This is a genomic window from Caldimonas caldifontis, assembly GCF_002930615.1.
GTDB classification, from domain to species: Bacteria; Pseudomonadota; Gammaproteobacteria; order Burkholderiales; family Burkholderiaceae_C; genus Caldimonas; species Caldimonas caldifontis.
Genome location: NZ_PSNX01000004.1, coordinates 204,838 through 224,128, shown reverse-complemented (window position 1 = coordinate 224,128; position 19,291 = coordinate 204,838). Strand labels below are relative to the sequence as shown.

Sequence of the window (19,291 nt, the reverse complement as noted above, 5' to 3'; positions counted from 1 at the left end):
CTCGATGAAGTTCATCCATCCGTCCACTGACCCCTGGCAGCACGCAGCCGATGACGAGGCGGCCCCCTTGCCGGCTGCGCATCGTCTGCTGAGCTGGGCACAGTGGCAGGCTGTACGCGCCACCTGGCCGAGTGATGTGCCTGCAGGCGTGCAGATTCCCAACGACACCGACGTTGAAGCACTGGAGGAGGACCTTCCCCGCCTGGGCCTGGTGGTGCTGCACTTCCCGAAATGGACCGACGGTCGCGCCTACAGCCAAGCCCGTCTGTTGCGCAGCCGCTATCGCTTTGCCGGCGAGGTGCGTGCCGTTGGCGAAGTGCTGGTGGACATGCTGCCTCTTCTCGACCGCAGCGGCGTCGATGCGGTGCAACTGCGTGCCGACCAGGACGAGGCGGTTGCCCGACGGGCCCTCGATTTCTTCAACGGCTACTACCAAGGCGACGTGCACGACAACCGTCCCCTGTTCTTGCGCAAGGCCACCCGCAAGGAAACCGTGTCATGACGGCCATCGAACTCTACGCCCGACCGTCTGCTGACTTCGCCGCACGTCATGCCCATGCCGTGGCCCTGCTGCAGTCGGCGGCCAGCGAGCACCGCGGCCGCATCGTTCAGGCCACCAGCCTGGGCGCCGAGGACATGGTGCTGACCGACCTGATCGCACGCCACACCGTCGGCATCGCGATTGGCACGCTGCAGACCGGAGCCCTGCACGCCGAGACGCTGGCCCTCATTCCGCGTATCGAGGAACGCTACGGGCTGCGCGTGGAGATCCATGAGCCCGACCACGCAGCCGTGGTGCATTTCGTGGGGCGCCATGGCGAGAAGGCCATGTACGAGAGCATCGAGCTGCGCAAGCGCTGCTGCGCCATCCGCAAGCTCGAGCCGCTGTCGCGCATGCTGGACGGCCGTGAGGCCTGGATCACCGGGCTGCGCCGCGAACAGTCGCACCACCGCGCCGAAGTTCCCTTCCGCGACCTCGACGACCATGGGCGCGTCAAGCTCAACCCGCTGGCCGACTGGAGCTGGAACGACATCTGGCACTACATCGCCACCAACGACGTGCCCTACAACCCCTTACATGACCAGTTCTACCCCAGCATCGGCTGCGCCCCCTGCACACGCGCGATCGCGGTGGGCGAGGACTTCCGGGCCGGCCGCTGGTGGTGGGAGGACGAGAAGGCCAAGGAATGCGGCCTGCACGTCGCCCAGGACACACCCCCTGCCGTTTCCATGATCGGAGCCCGCCCGTGAACGCGCCCGCAAGCATCGACCAGCTCCTGCCCGAGCTCGACCACCGGCACCTCGACTGGCTCGAGGAAGAAGCCATCTTCATCCTGCGCGAGGCCGTGGCCGCCTTTGAGCGCCCCGCCCTGCTCTTTTCGGGTGGCAAGGATTCCTGCGTGGTGCTCCGCCTCGCTGAGAAGGCCTTCAAGAACCACCTGGGCAACGGCGTCTTCAAGGGCCGCCTGCCCTTCCCCCTGGTGCATGTGGACACCGGTCACAACTTTCCCGAGGTGATCGAGTTCCGCGACCGCCGTGTGACTGAGATGGGCGAGCGCCTGGTGGTGGGGCACCTGGAAGATTCGATGAAGCGCGGCACCATTCGCCTGGCGCACCCGCTGGAGTCACGCAACGGGCACCAGACCGTGACCCTGCTGGAAACCATCGAGGAGCACCGATTCGACCTCATGATCGGCGGCGCCCGGCGCGACGAGGAGAAGGCGCGCGCCAAGGAGCGCATCTTCAGCCATCGTGACAGTTTCGGCCAGTGGCAACCCAAGGAGCAACGCCCCGAGTTGTGGACACTGTTCAACACGCGCATCCGCCCGGGCGAGCACATGCGTGCCTTCCCGATCAGCAACTGGACCGAACTCGACGTGTGGCTTTACATCGCCCGCGAGAACATCCCGCTGCCCAGCCTGTACTACGCCCACGACCGCGAGGTGGTGCGCCGCAAGGGCCTGCTGGTGCCGGTGACCGAGGTCACCCCGCCCCAGAGCGGCGAAACGGTCGAGACGGTCCAGGTGCGTTTCCGCACCGTGGGGGACATGACCTGCACCTGCCCGGTGGAAAGCCCGGCGGCCAATGCGGTCGAGATCGTGGCCGAGACGCTGAAGGTCACCGTGAGCGAACGCGGTGCTACCCGCATGGACGACCGCACCTCCGACGCGTCCATGGAACGTCGGAAGAAAGAGGGGTACTTCTGATGAACGCCGCCGTTCACACTCAACAGCTCGCGGACCACCGCGCCTTGCGCTTCCTCACGGCCGGCAGCGTCGACGACGGCAAGAGCACGCTGATCGGGCGGCTGCTCTACGACAGCCGCGCCATCCTGGCCGACCAGCTCGACACGCTGGAGCGGAAGGCCGCGGGTCAGCCCATCGATCTGTCGCTGCTCACCGACGGCCTGGAGGCCGAGCGCGAGCAGGGCATCACCATCGACGTGGCCTACCGCTACTTCGCCACCAAGCAGCGCAAGTTCATCATCGCCGACGCGCCCGGCCACGAGCAGTACACCCGCAACATGGTGACGGCTGCTGCCGGCAGCGACGCCGCCGTGGTGCTGGTGGACATCACCAAGCTCGACGTGACGACCCGGCCGGTGGCCCTCCTGCCCCAGACGCGTCGCCACGCCCTGCTGGCGCATCTGCTGCGTGTGCCCAGCATCGTGTTTGCCGTCAACAAGCTCGACGCGGTGAACGACCCCGCCCAGGCCTACACTGCCGTGCGCAACGCCCTGCTCGACTTCGCCGAACAGGCCGGCATCCAGGTCGCCGGCATCGTGCCCGTCTCGGCCCTGCGCGGCGACAACGTGACCCAGCCGCTCGACGCCGACTGGTACGACGGCCCCTCGCTGCTGCAGTTGCTCGAAGCCCTGCCGACAGCCCAGGAGCGCACCGCCGGCCACCTGCTCCTCCCCGTGCAGTACGTCGCCCGCGAGGGCGAAGGCACCGGCAACCAGCCGCGCACGTTGTGGGGCCGCATCGCCCACGGCCGTGTGAAGGCAGGAGATGCCGTGCAGATCCTGCCCAGTGGCGAGACCGCCGTGGTGGCCGAGGTGCGCCGCGCGGGCAGCGTGGTGGATGCCTGCGAGGCCGGCGAATCGGCCGGCGTGGTGCTCGACCGCCAGCTCGACGTTTCGCGTGGCGACTGGATCGCCACGCCCGGCACCGCGCGCACCACCCAGCGCTTCGTGGCCACCCTGGCCTGGCTGGACCCTGAGCCCGCCGTGGTGGGCCGCAAGTACTGGGTGCGCCATGGCAACCGCTGGGTGCATGCGCGCATCAGTGCCATCGACAGCCGTCTGGACATCCATACCCTGCAGGCCACCGAGGCGCATGAACTGGCTGTCAATGAGATCGGCCACGTCACCGTCGAAACCCAGCAACCCCTGCCGGTCGAGCCCTATGCCGACAACCGCGTGGGCGGCGCCCTCATCGTCGTCGACCCCACCAGCAACCGCACGAGCGGTGCCCTGCTGGTGAAGGCGGTCGGCTGACGCGGGTGACGGCCATGGGCACAATCGCCTTCATCGGAGCCGGCCCCGGCGCGGCCGACCTCATCACCCTGCGCGGTGCGCGCCTGCTGGCGCGGGCCGACGTGGTGCTCCACGACGCCTTGACCGACCCGGCTCTGCGTGAACTGGCCCCCCAGGCGCGCTGGATCGACGTGGGCAAGCGCGGCTTCTGCGACTCCACCGGCCAGACCACCATCAACGCCTTGCTCGTGCGCCACGCACGCGAGGTGAATCTGGTGGTGCGACTCAAAGGTGGCGACCCCAGCGTGTTCGGCCGCCTGGAAGAAGAACTGGAAGCCGCCGCGGCCGCAGGGCTGGCCACCGAAGTGGTGCCCGGCGTGACGGCCGCGCTGGCCGCCGCCGCCGGCAGCCAGCGCCCGCTGACTCGCCGCGGCACCGGCCGCAGCGTGAGCCTGACCACCGCCATGACCCGCGCGGGGGAGCTGCGCGCCAGCCGCACGGCCGACACCGAGGTCTTCTACATGGCCGGCCGCCAGCTCGGCGCCCTGTCGCGCCGTCTGCGCGAAGCGGGCTGGCCTGAGGGCACGCCCACTGCCGTCGTGTCACGCGCCGGCTGGCCCGACGCACTGCACAGCGACCACACCGTGGCCACCCTGGCCCAGGCCAGCGTGCTGCATGCGGGCCGGCCGGCCGTGGTGATCGTGGGCTGCGGTGCCCGCCCGGTTCGTCGGGGCCATCCCGCCACAGGCAAGGTCGTCCGGGCCGCGTCGGACGACGCCAATGAGGTTGTTGCCGCCGGTCAAGACGCCCTGGGCCCTCGGCCTTAGAATTCCGACCCACATGCTCGGGCGTCCCGGCGGCTGCGCCGGGCTCCGGCCACTGTTTCCATCCTTTCCCGAGATTCCTTATGACCCACGTCGTGACCGAAGCCTGCATCCGGTGCAAGTACACCGACTGCGTGGACGTGTGCCCGGTGGACTGCTTCCGCGAAGGCCCCAACTTCCTTGCCATCGATCCCGACGAATGCATCGATTGCGCGGTGTGCATCCCTGAGTGCCCGGTCAATGCCATCCTGCCGGAAGAAGATGTGCCGGGGGATCAGCAACATTTCATCGCGCTCAATGCCGAGCTGGCCAAGGTCTGGCCGAGCATCACCAAGCGCAAGCCCGCACTGCCCGATGCCGACGAGTGGAAAGACCGCACCGGCAAGCTCAGCGAACTCAAACGCTGAGCCCGCGGAAATGGAGCCCGTCGCGCCCACTTCGCCCATCGAGACCGACGCCGTCATCGTCGGCGCCGGCCCGGTGGGGCTATTCCAGGTGTTCGAGCTCGGGCTGCTCGAAGTCAAGGCCCACATCATCGATTCGCTGCCCTACCCGGGGGGCCAGTGCATCGAGCTCTACCCCGACAAGCCCATCTACGACATCCCGGCCGTTCCGGTGTGCACCGGCAAGGAACTCACCGACAGCCTGCTCAAGCAGATCGAGCCCTTCGGTGCCACTTTCCACCTGGGCCAGGAGGTCACGGAGCTGCAGCGCCGCGAGGACGGCCGCTTCGACGTGGCCACGGCCAAGGGCACCCGCTTCGTCACGAAGACCGTCTTCATCGCCGCAGGCGTGGGCGCCTTCCAGCCCCGGCTGCTGAAGGTCGATGGCCTTGAGAAGCACCACGACCGCCAGGTCTTCTACCGTGTGAAGAACCCGGCGCAGTTCGCCGGCAAGCACCTTGTCATCGTGGGCGGCGGCGACTCGGCCCTCGACTGGACGCTCAACTTCGCCCAGGACGGCCCGCACAAGGCCGAAAGCGTCATCCTCATCCACCGCCGTGATGGCTTCCGCGCGGCGCCCGCCTCGGTCGCACGCATGAAGGAGCTGTGCGACGCGCTGGAGATGCAGTTCGTGATCGGCCAGATCACCGGCATCGAGGAACAGGGCGACCGCCTGACCGGCGTGAAGGTCACCGGCAGCGACGGCGTGACGCGCGTGGTGCCGCTGGACGTGCTGCTCGTCTTCTTCGGCCTGAGCCCCAAGCTCGGTCCCATTGCCGAGTGGGGTCTGGCACTGGAGCGCAAGCAAGTGGTGGTGGACACCGAGAAGTTCGAGACCAGCATCCCCGGCGTCTTTGCGGTGGGGGACATCAACACCTACCCAGGCAAGAAGAAGCTCATCCTCTCGGGCTTCCACGAAGCAGCACTGGCTGCCTTCGGTGCCGCACCTTACATCTTCCCCGACAAGCGCATCCATCTGCAGTACACGACCACCAGCCCCAAGCTGCACAAGGTGCTGGGCGTCGAGACGCCCACCTTCGACGACTGACGCGCAAGACGCGCCTGGGCCATAATCCGCGATGTTGCGCGGCCTGCCGCGCAACGCTCCGCTAGGGGTGTTGGGCCTGCCAGGGCCCGACTGAGAAAGTCCCTTTGAACCTGATTGAGGTAATCCTCGCGCAGGGAAGCGTCTGAACGGCTGGCCCTTCCGCACTTGCGGGCCCATCCTCCTTCGGCCGACCCCCTGCGTCTTGCCAGAAGAGTTCGCAGATGGCCGCCGCAGTACGTCGTTCTTCCTCCCTCATCCGCCCCGCCCTGCGCCCCGTGGCGCTGGCCTGTCTCGCCCTTCTCGCGCCCATCGCCGAAGCGCAAGAGGCGGCCGAGGCCCTTCCCGCCATCACCGTCACCGGCCAGGCCCCCACGGCCCGCGCCGAGGTGGGTGGCTTCGGCACCTTCCCACTCGCGCGCACGCCGCTGTCAGCCACGGTGATCCCGGAGGGAGAGCTCAAAGACCGCGGGGCCAGCCGCATCGCCGACGCCGTGAGCCTGGATGCTGCCGTGAGCGACAGCTACAACTCCCAGGGCTACTGGGACTTCCTGTCGGTACGCGGCTTCGTGCTCGACAACCGCTTCAACTACCGCCGCGATGGCCTGCCCATCAATGCCGAGACCTCCATTCCGCTGGACAACAAGGCCGCGCTGGAAGTGCTGAAAGGCACCAGCGGCATCCAGGCCGGCACCAGCGCCCCGGGTGGCCTGGTCAACCTCGTCGTCAAGCGCCCTGAGGGCCACGTGCGCAGCGTCGAACTGGGTTGGCGCAGTCGCAACACGGTGGGCGTGGCCGCCGACATCGGTGAGCGCTTCGGCCTGGATGAACGCTTCGGCCTGCGCGTGAACGCCGCCTACGAACACCTCGACTCGCCCCTGCGCAACGACACCGGCCACCGCCGCCTGCTGGCCGTGGCCGGCGACTGGCGCCTCGCCCCGGCCACCACCGTGGAGGCCGAGGTCGAAACCAGCCGCCGCAGCCAACCGAGCCAACCCGCGTTCAGTCTGCTGGGCGACACCCTGCCCGCGCCCACCAACCCGCGCATCAACCTCAACAACCAGAGCTGGAGCCAGCCGGTGGTGATGGACGCGCTCACGGCCTCGTTGCGGGTGCGCCACCAGCTCGACGCCGACTGGCGCCTCACGGCCCATCTGGGCACGCAGCGGCTGGCAATGGACGACCGCCTGGCCTTCCCCTACGGCTGCGATGCCGAAGGCAACTACAACCGCTACTGCAGCGACGGCAGCTTCGACTTCTACGAGTACGTCAGCGACAACGAGCGCCGCCGCACACACGCGCTCAACCTGTATGCCGACGGCAACTTCCGGTTGGGCGGGATGCAACACACCCTCACCGCCGGCGTGCTGTTCAGCCGCTACAAGGCACGCCTGGAGGATCAGATCTACCGCTGGGCCGGCACCGGCACGATCGACGGCGAAACCCAGGTGCCGCCCTCGGATCAGCAGACCGATCCCAACACGAACCGCACCGAGCGTTCCACCGAGTTCTACGTGCGCGACGCCATCGAACTGGCGCCGCGCTGGACCGCCTGGGCGGGCCTGCGCCACACGCGCTTGCACCGCCGTACCGAACGCACCAGCGGCGACCCCGAAGCCACCCGCTACGACCAGTCGGTCAGCACGCCCTGGCTGGCGCTGAGCCACGAGTTCATGCCGCGCCACGTGGTGTACGCCAGCTGGGGCCAGGGGGTCGAGTCGGACGTGGCGCCCAACCGCGCCCGCTACACCAATGCCGGGCAGCCCCTGCCCAGCCTGAAGAGCCGGCAGATGGAACTGGGCCTCAAGGGACAGTCCGACAGCCTGCGCTGGGGCGTGGCCTACTTCGACATCAAGCGGCCGGTGACCTCCGACCTGGGCACGGACTGTTTCGACGACACCACCGGCGACACCTGCACGCGCCAGTTCGACGGCGACGCCCATCACCGCGGCCTGGAGGGCGGGGCCAGCTGGGACATCGGCGCCTGGCGCCTGAGCGGCAGCGCCATGTGGCTGCACGCCCGCCGCGAAGGCGCGGCCGATGCCAGCCTGAACCGCAAGCGCCCGACCAACGTGCCGGCGCACACCGTGAAGGCCGGCGTGGAATACCGCGTGGCCGCCCTGCCCGGCCTGCGCCTGGCTGGGGCCATGGTGCACGAGGGCGACCGCATGGTGCTGGCCGACAACAGCGTGCACATCCCCTCCTGGACCCGCTTCGACCTGGGCCTGGTGCACCAGCACCGCGTGGCCGGCACGGCACTCACCTGGCGCGCCGGCATCGACAACCTCACCGACAAGCGCGCCTGGCGCGAGTCGCCCTTCCAGTACGGCCACGCCTACCTCTACCCCCTGGCACCACGCACCTTCCGGGTATCCTTGCAGGCGGACTTGTAAGCCCGGAAATTTTCTGGCTATAATTCAAGGCTCTGTTCCCCGATAGCTCAGTCGGTAGAGCGCCGGACTGTTAATCCGTAGGTCCCTGGTTCGAGCCCAGGTCGGGGAGCCAAAAAAAAGGAAGGCCCTGCACGCAAGTGCAGGGCTTTTGTCTTTTCCCGCTTCAGATGGTTGTGGTGCCGGACAGGCTGCTGCGGCTCAGGCGGCCGATCAGCCAGTGGGCGCCAATGGCCAGCGCCAGCAGGGTCAGCATGCCCAGCCCCCAGCCCACCCACACGAGCGGCACGATCCAGCCGACCAGAGCCCCGGCTGCCGGCAGGATCGCCTGCCCCGCTTCGAGCAGCCACTGGACCTGCGAGCGCACCAGTTCCAGCCACACAGGGTCGATCCAGACGCCCACCCAGGGCGGCAAGGGCGCCTGCAACACGGCCCCCGCGGCTCGCGCAGCCTCGGCCGAGGCCATCGTCTGAACCGACCATTGCACCAGTTCCGCCAGCACCCAGGCCCCCAGGGTCCAGAAGGCAGCGACCAGGGCCCACACAATCCACACGATACTGCGCATCACCCTCTCCGTCTGAACAATGCTTTACAGCGCTGGGACACCGCAGGCGCGCACGAGTTCCAGAGCATGGGACTGACGACGTAAGCCTCGGCTCCCCCGCTCACCCTTGTTCGTCCAAGATAGGCTTGGTGCGTACACTCGCCTCATGGCACGTCAGACAGAATCATCAGGGCTTCGACCGGCCAGTTTCTGGGCGCTCGCATTGCTGGGAAGCCTGTCTTTGCTGATCGTGATGCCCGCGCCGGATGCTGCCGTAGGCCTGTCCGGATACCTGCCACTTCACATTGCCATGGAGGTGGTCGCAATCGCGGTCGCGGCGATGATCTTCGGAATCTGCTGGGCAACGCAGAAGCATCGGCCCGACGGTCGGTTCCTGGTGCTCGGTCTGGGCTTCCTGGGGGTGGCGCTCCTGGACATGAGCCACACACTCTCCTTTCCAGGCATGCCGACGTTCATCACCCCCAGCGGCACGGAAAAGGCGATCCATTTCTGGTTTGCGGCCCGGTCGATGGCAGCGGCCGCACTGCTGTGGATGGCCTTCTGGCCGCTTCGTTGGGACACGTGGCTCACCGGGCGTTCCCGCTTGGTAGCGCTGTTGGTCTTGCTCGGATTGGTGACCTGCCTGCACTACGTGTTTCTTTTTCACCCCGAGCGTATTCCTCGTACCTTCGTCGAAGGCCAAGGCCTTACCCCATTCAAGGTCGGCTTCGAGTACGGTTTGATCGCCTTGTACTTGGTGGCCGCGGTGGGCTTCCTGACGGCCTCCGCCCAGGGCAGCAAGTACCGCGGGCCCTACTTAAGCCTCGCTTCGTTCACCATGGCGATGAGCGAGTTCTTCTTCACGAAGTACGCCAATGTCACCGACGTCTATAACGTCGCAGGGCACATCTACAAGGTGATTGCCTATGGTTTTCTGTATCGCGGCTTGTTCGTCGAGTCGATCCGGAAGCCTTATGAGCAGTTGGTCGCGCTGGAATCCCAGCAACGGGCCACTCTGAACACCCTGCCTGACCTGTTGTTCGAGATCGATCGCCGGGGTACCTATCTGTCGATTCACGCGGCCGACGCTGACAAACTCGCCGCGCCCGCTCACAACCTCATCGGACGGAACATCCGCGATGTTCTTCCTCCCCAGGCTGCCGAACGCTGCATGCAGGCCCTGGAGGAAGCACAGCGTCTGGGCGCATCGCGGGGGATGCGCATCTCGATCCCCCTGCCACAAGGGCTGCGTCATTTCGAACTGGCAGTGGCCCAGAAACACAACAGCACGCGAGAGGATGACACCTATCTCGTGCTGTCGCATGACATCACCGCTACTGTCGAGCATGAGCAACGAATCGCTTTCGAGGCCCAGCTCAATGCAGCCCTGCTCGACCTTGAAAAACGCAACGAACACGAGTCCGAGCTTGAGTTTCTCCAGCGTGGGGCTGAGCTCGCTGCACGGATTTCGGACAGCGGCGCATCGCACATCTACCTCGTCGGCGAGGGCACTCACACAATTGAACCGGTTGCCGCACAGCACGGGAGCAGCCAGACGTTCCCAGACATTCACGAAGCGCTCGAACGGGCCGTTCGGCAGCGCGAACCGATCGTTGTCCATGCAACAACCGCCCAGCCCCTGCGCGTGGCACTCCTGCCAGCGCTGGACGGCGGGCAGGTCCGGCTGGTGCTCTGCGTCGGCGACAAACCCGAGGCTTACAGCGATTCGCAGCTCCAGGCATTGCACGTGTTGGCTGACGCCATCTGGAGTTACACGAAGCAGCGACGGCAGGAGGCCGTCATCCATCGCCTCTACAAGGCTCTGGACCAGAACCCTTACCCAGTCCTTATCACCGATGAGAGCGCACGCATTGTCTATGTCAATGCGGCATTCAGCGCGGTGAGTGGCTACGGTGTGGCAGAGGCCCTTGGCCGCAACCCGCGCTTCCTCCAGTCTGGACAGACGCCAGCCTCGACCTACGACACAATGTGGCGTCGCCTCGTCAAGGGGCTGCCGTGGCAGGGTGAATTCGTCAACCGACGCAAGGACGGTCAGGTCTACTTCGAAAGCGCTCTCGTCTATCCCGTGCGCAACGCCCTCGGTGAAACGACGCACTATGTGGCGCACAAGGAAGACATCACTGAGCGGCGGGCAGCTCAGGAACGTATCCGCGCCTTGTCGGAGTTCGACGCGTTGACGGGCCTGCTCAACAAGAAGGTGTTCGACGAGCGACTGACCGAGACGATCGCGCGTGCGCACGAGCATCACGACCGGCTCTTTCTGCTGTGGCTGGATCTCGACAACTTCAAGGTGATCAACGAAACCCTGGGCCATGCAGCCGGCGATGAACTGCTCGTGGAGGTGGCCAACCGACTTCGCTCGAGCCTGGGCCCGCCGATCGTGTTGGCACGCTATTCGGGCGATACCTTCGCCGCCATCGTCCCGGGCTTAGACCAGTCAAGTGTGGCGCTGATGGTCGAAGAGGCTTTGCGGCACTTGCAGACGTCGATCACCATCCAGGGCAAGCCGCTGTCAGCGACGGCCTCTGTGGGGATCGCGATGTACCCCAACGATGCCCAGACGGCGGGCGCCCTGGCGTCAGCCGCCGAGATGGCCATGTACAAGGCCAAGCAAGAGGGCCGCAACGGGCTGCGATTCTTCGCGCCCGCGATGCAGGCCCACACGCAGCGATCACTGGAGCTCGCGGAGGCGCTCAAACACGCCGTTCAGCGGGGTGAACTGCACCTCATGTATCAGCCCCAATGCGCCCTGAGCACCAAGCGACTGGTGGGTGTGGAGGCCTTGCTGCGGTGGCAGCATCCCACCTGGGGCATGGTGTCGCCCGCTGAATTCATCCCGATTGCCGAACAGACCGGCGCAATCGTGCCGATCGGGCTGTGGGTGATGGAGCAAGCCGTCCGGCAAATGCGCGAGTGGGACGCGGTGGGACTGAGCGGATTCAGCTTGGCGGTCAACGTATCCGCAGTCCAATTCGCCACCCCCCGTCTGGTGGAGGAGTTCACGCGGATGGTGCATGACCTCAACGTGCCTGCCGAGCGCATCGAGATCGAACTCACCGAAGCTGTGGCCCTGCGTAGCCCAGAGCTTGCGGCCGCGACCATCCAGGGTCTGCATGAAGCAGGTTTCAGAGTGTCACTCGATGACTTCGGAACCGGCTACTCGTCGATGAGCTACCTGAAGCGTTATGCCATCGGCAAGCTCAAGATCGATCAGTCATTCGTGAAAGACCTCGCAAGCAGCGCGAGTGACCAGGCCCTGGTGACAGCCATCGTGAGGATGGCACAAAGCCTGCAGATGACCACCATCGCAGAAGGCGTCGAGACCCAAGAACAGGCGCTCTTCCTGTACTCATGCGGTTGCAATGAAGTCCAGGGGTACTGGTACAGCCCCCCCCTGGACGCAGCCGCCTTCGCTGACTTTGCGCGAGCTTCCCTCGACCCTGCCGGGGTCGAGATGCCCACCCAGTTGCCGTGAACCTCAGGCCTTGCCGCTGCTGGCCTTCGCGTAGTTGGCGATCCCGTTGCTGACCTCGGCCTTGGCCGCCTCCGGACCCTCCCAGCCCTGCACCTTGACCCACTTGCCGGCCTCGAGATCCTTGTAGTGCTCGAAGAAGTGCTGGATGGCCTTGAGGCGCATCGGGTTGATGTCCTCGGGCTTCTTCCAGTGGTCGTAGATGGGCAGGATTTTGGTGGTGGGCACGGCCAGCAGCTTGGCGTCGCCACCCGCTTCGTCTTCCATCTTCAACATCCCGATGGGACGGCAGGTCACCACCACGCCTGGGGTGAGCGGGAACGGCGTGATCACGAGCACGTCCACCGGGTCGCCGTCGTCCGACAACGTCTGCGGCACATACCCGTAGTTGCAGGGGTAGTGCATGGCCGTGGTCATGAACCGGTCGACGAAGATGGCGCCGGTTTCCTTGTCAACCTCGTACTTGATCGGGTCGGCATTCATCGGGATCTCGATGATCACGTTGAACTCTTCGGGCGCCTTGGCGCCGGGGGTCACGTTGTGCAGGCTCATGGCTGATGATGTGATTCGCGAGGGAAAACCCGGATTCTACCGGGGGGGCTTGCGCCGCCCTGACGTCCGGCTGCGGTGCGATTGGCGTCGCGTCCGATGGTAAACACGGGGCGGCCCGTCATTGCGGCGTCGCACGCCTTTGCGTAGCATGGTCCGGCCAACGTGGCAAGCAAAGACCACGGGCCTTCGATCACCATCGGATCACCAGAGGAAGGAGCCCTTTCATGTCCACCGATTTGGCGCTGTATTTTGCGCTCGTGTGTGGCGTGGCCGCCGTCATCTACGGCTTCGTGTCACGCACCTGGATCCTCAAGCAGGAAGCGGGCAACGCCCGCATGCAGGAGATCGCCGCGGCGATCCAGACTGGCGCTGCGGCCTATCTGGCGCGGCAGTACAAGACGATCGCCATCGTGGGCGTCGTGCTGGCGGTGCTCATCGGCATCTTCATCGATGGCGCCACCGCGGTGGCCTTCGTCATCGGGGCGGTGCTGTCGGGGGTCTGCGGTTTCATTGGCATGAATGTGTCGGTGCGCGCCAACGTGCGCACCGCCCAGGCGGCCACCAAGGGCATCGACGCGGCCCTGGCGGTGGCCTTCCGCGGTGGCGCCATCACCGGCCTGCTGGTGGTGGGCCTGGGCCTGCTGGGCGTAGGTGGCCTGTTCTGGTTCCTGATCATGAACGGGCAGGTCAACCCGGTGACGCCGCTGTCCACCGTGCTCAAGCCCCTGATCGGTCTGGCCTTCGGTTCTTCGCTCATCTCCATCTTCGCGCGCCTGGGCGGCGGCATCTTCACCAAGGGCGCCGACGTGGGCGCCGACCTGGTGGGCAAGGTGGAAGCCGGCATCCCTGAAGACGACCCGCGCAACCCGGCGGTGATCGCCGACAACGTGGGCGATAACGTGGGTGACTGCGCGGGCATGGCGGCCGACCTCTTCGAAACCTATGCCGTGACGCTGATCGCGACCATGGTACTGGGAGCCCTGATGATCACGGCCTTCCCGATGCAGGCGGCCGTGCTTCCGCTGGCACTGGGCGGCTTCTCCATCATCGCTTCCATCATCGGCTGCGGCGCGGTGAAGGCCACGCCGGGCATGAAGAACGTGATGCCGGCCCTCTACAAGGGCCTGATCGTCTCGGGTGTGATCGCGTTGGTCGGCTTCTTCTTCATCGTGAGGTGGGTGATGCCGGACGATGCCATCTATGCCAGCGGCACCCAGCTGCGCCTGTTCGGCGCCGCCGCGGTAGGGCTGGTGCTCACGGCGCTGATGGTATGGATCACCGAGTACTACACCGGCACCGACTACTCGCCGGTGAAGCACGTGGCCAAGGCCTCCACCACCGGGCATGGCACCAACATCATCGCCGGCCTGGGCGTGAGCATGAAGTCCACGGCCTGGCCGGTGATCTTCGTGTGCGCAGCCATCATCGCCAGCTACCTGCTCGCCGGTCTGTACGGCATTGCGATCGCCGCGACCTCGATGCTCAGCCTCGCGGGCATCATCGTGGCGCTGGACGCCTACGGCCCCATCACGGACAACGCTGGCGGCATTGCCGAGATGTCCGAGCTGCCCCAGTCGGTGCGCGACATCACCGACCCGCTGGACGCGGTGGGCAACACCACCAAGGCGGTGACCAAGGGCTACGCCATCGGCTCGGCCGGCCTGGCCGCCCTGGTGCTGTTTGCCGACTACACCCACGGCCTGGAAGCTGCCGGCCACCATGTGAGCTTCGACCTGTCGAACCACATGGTGATCGTGGGCCTGTTCATCGGTGGCCTGATTCCCTACCTCTTCGGCGCGATGGCGATGGAAGCGGTGGGCCGTGCGGCCGGCAGCGTGGTCGAGGAAGTGCGCCGCCAGTTCAAGACCATCCCCGGCATCATGGACGGCACGGGCAAGCCCGAGTACGGCACCGCAGTGGACATGCTCACCAGCGCGGCCATCAAGGAGATGATCATCCCCTCGCTGCTGCCGGTGGTGGTGCCCATCCTGGTGGGCCTGCTGCTGGGCCCCGAGGCGCTGGGGGGGCTGCTGATGGGCACGATCGTGACCGGTCTGTTCGTGGCGATCTCGATGTGCACCGGCGGCGGCGCCTGGGACAACGCCAAGAAGTACATCGAGGAAGGCAACTACGGCGGCAAGGGCAGCGAGGCCCACAAGGCGGCTGTCACCGGCGACACCGTGGGCGACCCGTACAAGGACACCGCCGGCCCGGCCGTCAACCCCTTGATCAAGATCATCAACATCGTCGCCTTGCTGATCGTGCCGCTGCTGCCGGTGAGCACGGCCACCAAGGCCGAGTCCGCACCTGAGGCGCCGCCGGTGGTTCAGGTGGTGGCGGCATCGGCCACGCCAGCTGCGGCACTGCCGTCCGCTCGCTGAAGCCCCGGCTCCCGATGAACGCCCGCCTCGCACGGGCGTTTTCGGTATTGCGTCACATGGCCACCCGGTACAGCCCCTCCAGAGCCCAGCGCCTCGTGGTTCAATGGAGCCAACGAGGGATGTCGTGGGAACTCAAGGCTTGAGCAGACCTAAGATCTGGCCGGTGCTGGCATGGGCTTGCGTCTGCTCGTCTGCATTTGCCCAGGCGCGCGACACCACCGTTGCACTGGCCGCGCCGGCCTTGATGCGCCCGCCCGCACTGGTCGCCCCGGCACCCGCGCCCGTGACGGCTCAGCCTGTGCAGCCGTCGGTCCGGAAAAAGGTGTCGCCGCCGGCCAAGGCATCGAAACAGTCTCCCGTCGCCCGGCCTGCACCCGCCCCCCTGCCGGCGCTCAACCTGCAACTGGCCAGCGCTTCGCCCACGTCCAAGCCGATGGGGGCCGCCCGCTCGGCACCGGTGGCCTTGCCCGGCGCGGTGCGCCCGGCCGCTGGCCTGGACCTGCGCGCCCCGGTGTCCGACCGCTGGTGGGTGGATGCCCGCATGGTGGACGACGGCGACCGCCACCCCGAGCCGGGGCTGACGGTCGGCGTCAAGCTCAAGTTCTGAACCGGCCCGGCGGATGCCGGGCTCCGCCTCAACGCCGCGCCGGCGGCACGTCGGTGCAGGTGCCGTGCGCCACCTCGGCAGCCATGCCGATGCTCTCGCCCAGCGTGGGGTGCGGATGAATGGTCTTGCCGATGTCCACCTCGTCGGCGCCCATCTCGATGGCCAAGGCGATCTCACCGATCATGTCGCCGGCATGGGTGCCCACGATGCCGCCGCCCACGATGCGATGCGTGTCGGCATCGAAGAGCAGCTTGGTGAAGCCCTCGTCGCGCCCGTTGGCGATGGCCCGGCCCGAGGCCGTCCAGGGAAAGAGGCCCTTCTTGACCTTGCGACCCTCGGCCTTGGCCTGGTCCTCGGTCAGGCCCACCCAGGCCACCTCGGGGTCGGTGTAGGCCACGCTGGGAATCACCCGGGCGTCGAACGCAGCCTTCTGGCCAGCCGCCACTTCGGCCGCCACGTGAGCCTCGTGCACCGCCTTGTGCGCCAGCATGGGCTGGCCGACGATGTCGCCGATCGCAAAGATGTGCGGCACGTTGGTGCGCATCTGGATGTCCACCGGGATGAAACCGCGGTCGGTCACCGCCACGCCTGCCTTCTCGGCACCGATCTTCCTGCCATTGGGGCTGCGGCCCACCGCCTGCAACACCAGGTCGTAGAGCTGCGGCTCCTTCGGCGCGCCTTCGCCCTCGAAGCTCACCAGGATGCCATCAGCCGTCGCCTGAGCAGCCACTGTCTTGGTCTTGAGCAGGATGTGGTCGAAGCGTGGGGCATTCATCTTCTGCCACACACGCACCAGGTCGCGATCGGCACCCTGCATCAGGCCATCGAGCATCTCCACCACGTCCAGGCGCGCGCCCAACGAGGAATACACCGTGCCCATCTCCAGGCCGATGATGCCGCCGCCCACGATGAGCATGCGCTTCGGGGCATGCTGCAGCTGCAGCGCGCCGGTGGAATCGACGATGCGCGGATCGTCGGGCAGGAAGGGCAGGCGCACCGCCTGCGAACCGGCCGCGATGATGGCCTGCTTGAAGCGGATGGTCTGCGTCTTGCCGGTCTTGTCCTGTCCATCACCGGTGGTCTCCTCGACCTGCACATGGTGCGGATCGAGGAAGCTGCCGTAGCCGCGCACGACGGTGACCTTGCGCATCTTGGCCATGGCGGCCAGGCCCCCGGTGAGCTTGCCCACCACCTTGTTCTTGTGGGCCAGCAGCTTGCCACGGTCCACCGTGGCCTCGCCGAAGCTCACGCCCAGGTCGGCGAAGTGCTTCACCTCGTCCATCACCGCCGCCACGTGCAGCAGCGCCTTGGAGGGGATGCAACCCACGTTCAGGCACACGCCGCCCAGCGTGGCATAGCGCTCCACCAGCACCACCTTCATCCCGAGGTCGGCTGCGCGGAAGGCAGCCGAGTAGCCGCCAGGACCCGCGCCCAGCACGAGCATGTCGCATTCGACGTCGGCACCCCCGGCGTAGCTCGACGCCACAGGGACCGCGGCGGGAGCGGGCGCAGGCGGCGCTGCGGGAGCCGGCGCAGGAGCGGGCGCGGACACGGGCGCTGGCACAGCAGCGCCGGCGCCTTCCGCTTCCATCAGCAGGATGACGGAGCCCTCGTTGACGGTGTCGCCCACCTTCACCCTGAGTTCCTTCACCACGCCGGCGTGCGAGGACGGGATTTCCATCGACGCCTTGTCCGACTCCACGGTGATGAGGCTCTGCTCGGCCTTCACCACATCGCCGGGCTTCACCAGCACCTCGATGACGCCGACGTCCTTGAAGTCGCCGATGTCGGGAACCTTGATCTCGATGACAGACATGCCGCGCTCCTTACAGCATCACGCGGCGGAAGTCCGCCAGGACGGCGCCCAGGTAGGCGTTGAAGCGGGCCGCGGCCGCACCATCGATGACACGGTGGTCCCAGCTCAGCGACAGCGGCAGCATCAGGCGCGGCTGGAAGGCCTTGCCATCCCACTTGGGCTCGATGCTGGACTTGCACACCCCCAGGATGGCCACTTCAGGTGCGTTGATGATCGGTGTGAAATAGCGCCCCCCGATGCCGCCCAGGGACGAGATCGAGAAGCAGCCGCCGCTCATCTCGGCCGGGCTGAGTTTGCCTTCTCGCGCCTTGGCCGCCAGCTCGCTCATCTCCTTGCTGATCTGCAGGATGCCCTTCTTGTCGGCGTCCTTGATCACCGGCACCACCAGGCCGTTGGGCGTGTCAGCTGCAAAACCGATGTGGTAGTACTGCTTGAGCACGAGTTGCTCGCCGTCCAGGCTGGCATTGAACTCGGGGAACTTCTTCAGTGCGGCTACCGAGGCCTTGATCAGGAAGGCCAGCATCGTCACCTTGATGCCGCTCTTCTCGTTTTCCTTGTTGAGCTGCACGCGGAAGGCTTCGAGCTCGGTGATGTCGGCATCGTCGTGGTTGGTGACGTGCGGGATCACCACCCAGTTGCGGTGCAGGTTGGCACCGCTGATCTTCTTGATGCGTGAGAGGTCCTTGCGCTCGACCGGGCCGAACTTGGTGAAATCGACCTGCGGCCAGGGCAGCAGGCCGGGGAAGGCCCCACCCCCCGCGGTCGCAGCGGGGGCCGGTGCCTTGGCTTTCTGAGCCTGGGTCTGCACAGCCCCACTCATCACGCCCTTCACGAAGGCCTGCAGGTCGGCCTCGGTGATGCGCCCCTTGGGACCGGAGCCGCTCACTTCGCCGAGCGGCACCCCGAGCTCCCGCGCCAGACGCCGGATGCTCGGCGAGGCGTGCGGCAGCGTGCCCTGCGAGGCCGTGGGCTGGTGCGCTGGCAGGGCCGGTGGTGCGACGGGCGCGCTGGACGCTGCCGGGACGGGAGCTCCTGCCGCAGCCGCCACGGCAGGAGCCGGCGCCGGTGTGGGCGCCGGCACTGAGGCCGGGGCCGCAGTACTTGCTGCAAGCTCGACCTGCGCAATCGGCGTGCCCTTGGACACCTTGTCGCCTACGGACACCAGCAGCGCCTTGAGCACCCCGCCGTGCGACGACGGGATCTCCATCGAGGCCTTGTCAGACTCGACGGTGATCAGGCTCTGCTCGGGGGCAATGGTGTCGCCCGGTTTGACCAAGAGCTCGATCACCGCCACGTCGGCAAAGTCACCGATGTCGGGCACCACCACCTCGACCACCCCCCCCGATGCGGCGGGCGACGGAGCAGGCGATGGCGCGGAGGCCGGCGCTGGGGTCGGTGTGGGCGCGGGAGCAGCCGCCGCGGGTGCGGGCGCAGGTACGGGCGTGGGGGCGGGTGCAGCCGCCTCGGCCTCCACCACCAGCAGCACGCTGCCTTCGCTCACCTTGTCGCCCAGTCTGACCCTGAGCTCTTTGACGACGCCGGCATGCGTGGCCGGGATCTCCATCGAGGCCTTGTCGGACTCGACGGTGACCAGGCTCTGCTCCACCGCGATGGTGTCGCCGGGCTTGACCAGCAGCTCGATGATCTCGACGTCTTTGAAGTCCCCGATGTCGGGCACCTTCACTTCGACCAATGCCATGTTCTTGTCCCCGTTCTTG

15 protein-coding genes, 1 tRNA gene and 1 riboswitch are annotated in these 19,291 nt (G+C 66.8%); of the genes, 12 read left to right on the top strand and 4 right to left on the bottom strand.

Translation table 11 applies throughout. From position 1 onward, the window contains the following. Positions 1–4: 4 nt before the first annotated feature. The 9 genes from C1704_RS06310 (at position 5) to C1704_RS06270 (ending at position 8,295) form a co-directional block, all read left to right on the top strand. A complete protein-coding gene (locus C1704_RS06310) occupies positions 5–502 on the top strand; it encodes a DUF934 domain-containing protein (RefSeq protein ID WP_104301890.1) in 498 nt (165 codons plus the stop codon). Next, positions 499–1,251 (top strand): phosphoadenylyl-sulfate reductase, encoded by a 753-nt coding sequence (locus C1704_RS06305; protein WP_104301889.1) that lies wholly within the window; start codon positions 499–501, stop codon positions 1,249–1,251. Before C1704_RS06310 ends, C1704_RS06305 begins: the two co-directional genes overlap by 4 nt. Beyond that, the gene (gene cysD, locus C1704_RS06300) at positions 1,248–2,207 is read left to right on the top strand and encodes a sulfate adenylyltransferase subunit CysD (protein ID WP_104301888.1); all 960 of its coding nucleotides are present in this window, start codon (positions 1,248–1,250) and stop codon (positions 2,205–2,207) included. The genes C1704_RS06305 and cysD overlap by 4 nt, the downstream gene beginning before the upstream one ends. After that, on the top strand, positions 2,207–3,499 hold the full coding sequence (locus tag C1704_RS06295) for a sulfate adenylyltransferase subunit 1 (protein WP_104301887.1): 1,293 nt from the start codon (positions 2,207–2,209) through the stop codon (positions 3,497–3,499). The genes cysD and C1704_RS06295 overlap by 1 nt, the downstream gene beginning before the upstream one ends. A 14-nt stretch (positions 3,500–3,513) precedes the next feature. After that, the gene (cobA, locus tag C1704_RS06290; RefSeq protein WP_104301886.1) at positions 3,514–4,305 is read left to right on the top strand and encodes a uroporphyrinogen-III C-methyltransferase; all 792 of its coding nucleotides are present in this window, start codon (positions 3,514–3,516) and stop codon (positions 4,303–4,305) included. A gap of 80 nt (positions 4,306–4,385) precedes the next feature. Next, positions 4,386–4,709 (top strand): ferredoxin FdxA, encoded by a 324-nt coding sequence (fdxA, locus tag C1704_RS06285; RefSeq protein WP_104301885.1) that lies wholly within the window; start codon positions 4,386–4,388, stop codon positions 4,707–4,709. A gap of 10 nt (positions 4,710–4,719) precedes the next feature. After that, complete coding sequence (locus tag C1704_RS06280; protein ID WP_104301884.1) at positions 4,720–5,793, top strand: NAD(P)/FAD-dependent oxidoreductase; 1,074 nt, start codon at positions 4,720–4,722, stop codon at positions 5,791–5,793. Between the two features lie 53 nt (positions 5,794–5,846). Then, a riboswitch (TPP riboswitch) is annotated at positions 5,847–5,947 on the top strand. Between the two features lie 67 nt (positions 5,948–6,014). Next, positions 6,015–8,183 carry a TonB-dependent siderophore receptor gene (locus C1704_RS06275; RefSeq protein ID WP_104301883.1) on the top strand — a complete coding sequence of 723 codons (2,169 nt, stop codon included), beginning with the start codon at positions 6,015–6,017 and terminating at the stop codon, positions 8,181–8,183. Positions 8,184–8,219: 36 nt separating this feature from the next. Beyond that, positions 8,220–8,295 (top strand) — tRNA-Asn (locus tag C1704_RS06270). A 51-nt stretch (positions 8,296–8,346) separates the two neighbouring features. On the opposite strand, the gene C1704_RS06265 is transcribed toward C1704_RS06270, so the two are convergent. Continuing rightward, positions 8,347–8,745 (bottom strand): hypothetical protein, encoded by a 399-nt coding sequence (locus tag C1704_RS06265; RefSeq protein ID WP_104301882.1) that lies wholly within the window; start codon positions 8,743–8,745, stop codon positions 8,347–8,349. Positions 8,746–8,890: 145 nt separating this feature from the next. Here C1704_RS06265 and C1704_RS06260 point away from each other — a divergent pair, with 145 nt between their 5' ends. After that, complete coding sequence (locus C1704_RS06260) at positions 8,891–12,220, top strand: bifunctional diguanylate cyclase/phosphodiesterase (protein ID WP_104301881.1); 3,330 nt, start codon at positions 8,891–8,893, stop codon at positions 12,218–12,220. A gap of 3 nt (positions 12,221–12,223) precedes the next feature. Here the strand turns inward: C1704_RS06260 and ppa are convergent, their stop codons facing one another. After that, positions 12,224–12,769 (bottom strand): inorganic diphosphatase, encoded by a 546-nt coding sequence (gene ppa / locus C1704_RS06255; protein WP_104301880.1) that lies wholly within the window; start codon positions 12,767–12,769, stop codon positions 12,224–12,226. Between the two features lie 224 nt (positions 12,770–12,993). Here ppa and C1704_RS06250 point away from each other — a divergent pair, with 224 nt between their 5' ends. Beyond that, a complete protein-coding gene (locus C1704_RS06250; RefSeq protein WP_104301879.1) occupies positions 12,994–15,150 on the top strand; it encodes a sodium-translocating pyrophosphatase in 2,157 nt (718 codons plus the stop codon). Between the two features lie 139 nt (positions 15,151–15,289). After that, complete coding sequence (locus tag C1704_RS06245; RefSeq protein ID WP_146076038.1) at positions 15,290–15,757, top strand: hypothetical protein; 468 nt, start codon at positions 15,290–15,292, stop codon at positions 15,755–15,757. 28 nt (positions 15,758–15,785) lie between these two features. Here C1704_RS06245 and lpdA read toward each other — a convergent pair whose 3' ends face one another. Beyond that, the gene (gene lpdA, locus C1704_RS06240) at positions 15,786–17,573 is read right to left on the bottom strand and encodes a dihydrolipoyl dehydrogenase (RefSeq protein WP_104301877.1); all 1,788 of its coding nucleotides are present in this window, start codon (positions 17,571–17,573) and stop codon (positions 15,786–15,788) included. A gap of 10 nt (positions 17,574–17,583) precedes the next feature. Then, a complete protein-coding gene (gene aceF, locus C1704_RS06235) occupies positions 17,584–19,272 on the bottom strand; it encodes a dihydrolipoyllysine-residue acetyltransferase (RefSeq protein ID WP_104301876.1) in 1,689 nt (562 codons plus the stop codon). Between the last annotated feature and the right edge of the window lie 19 nt (positions 19,273–19,291).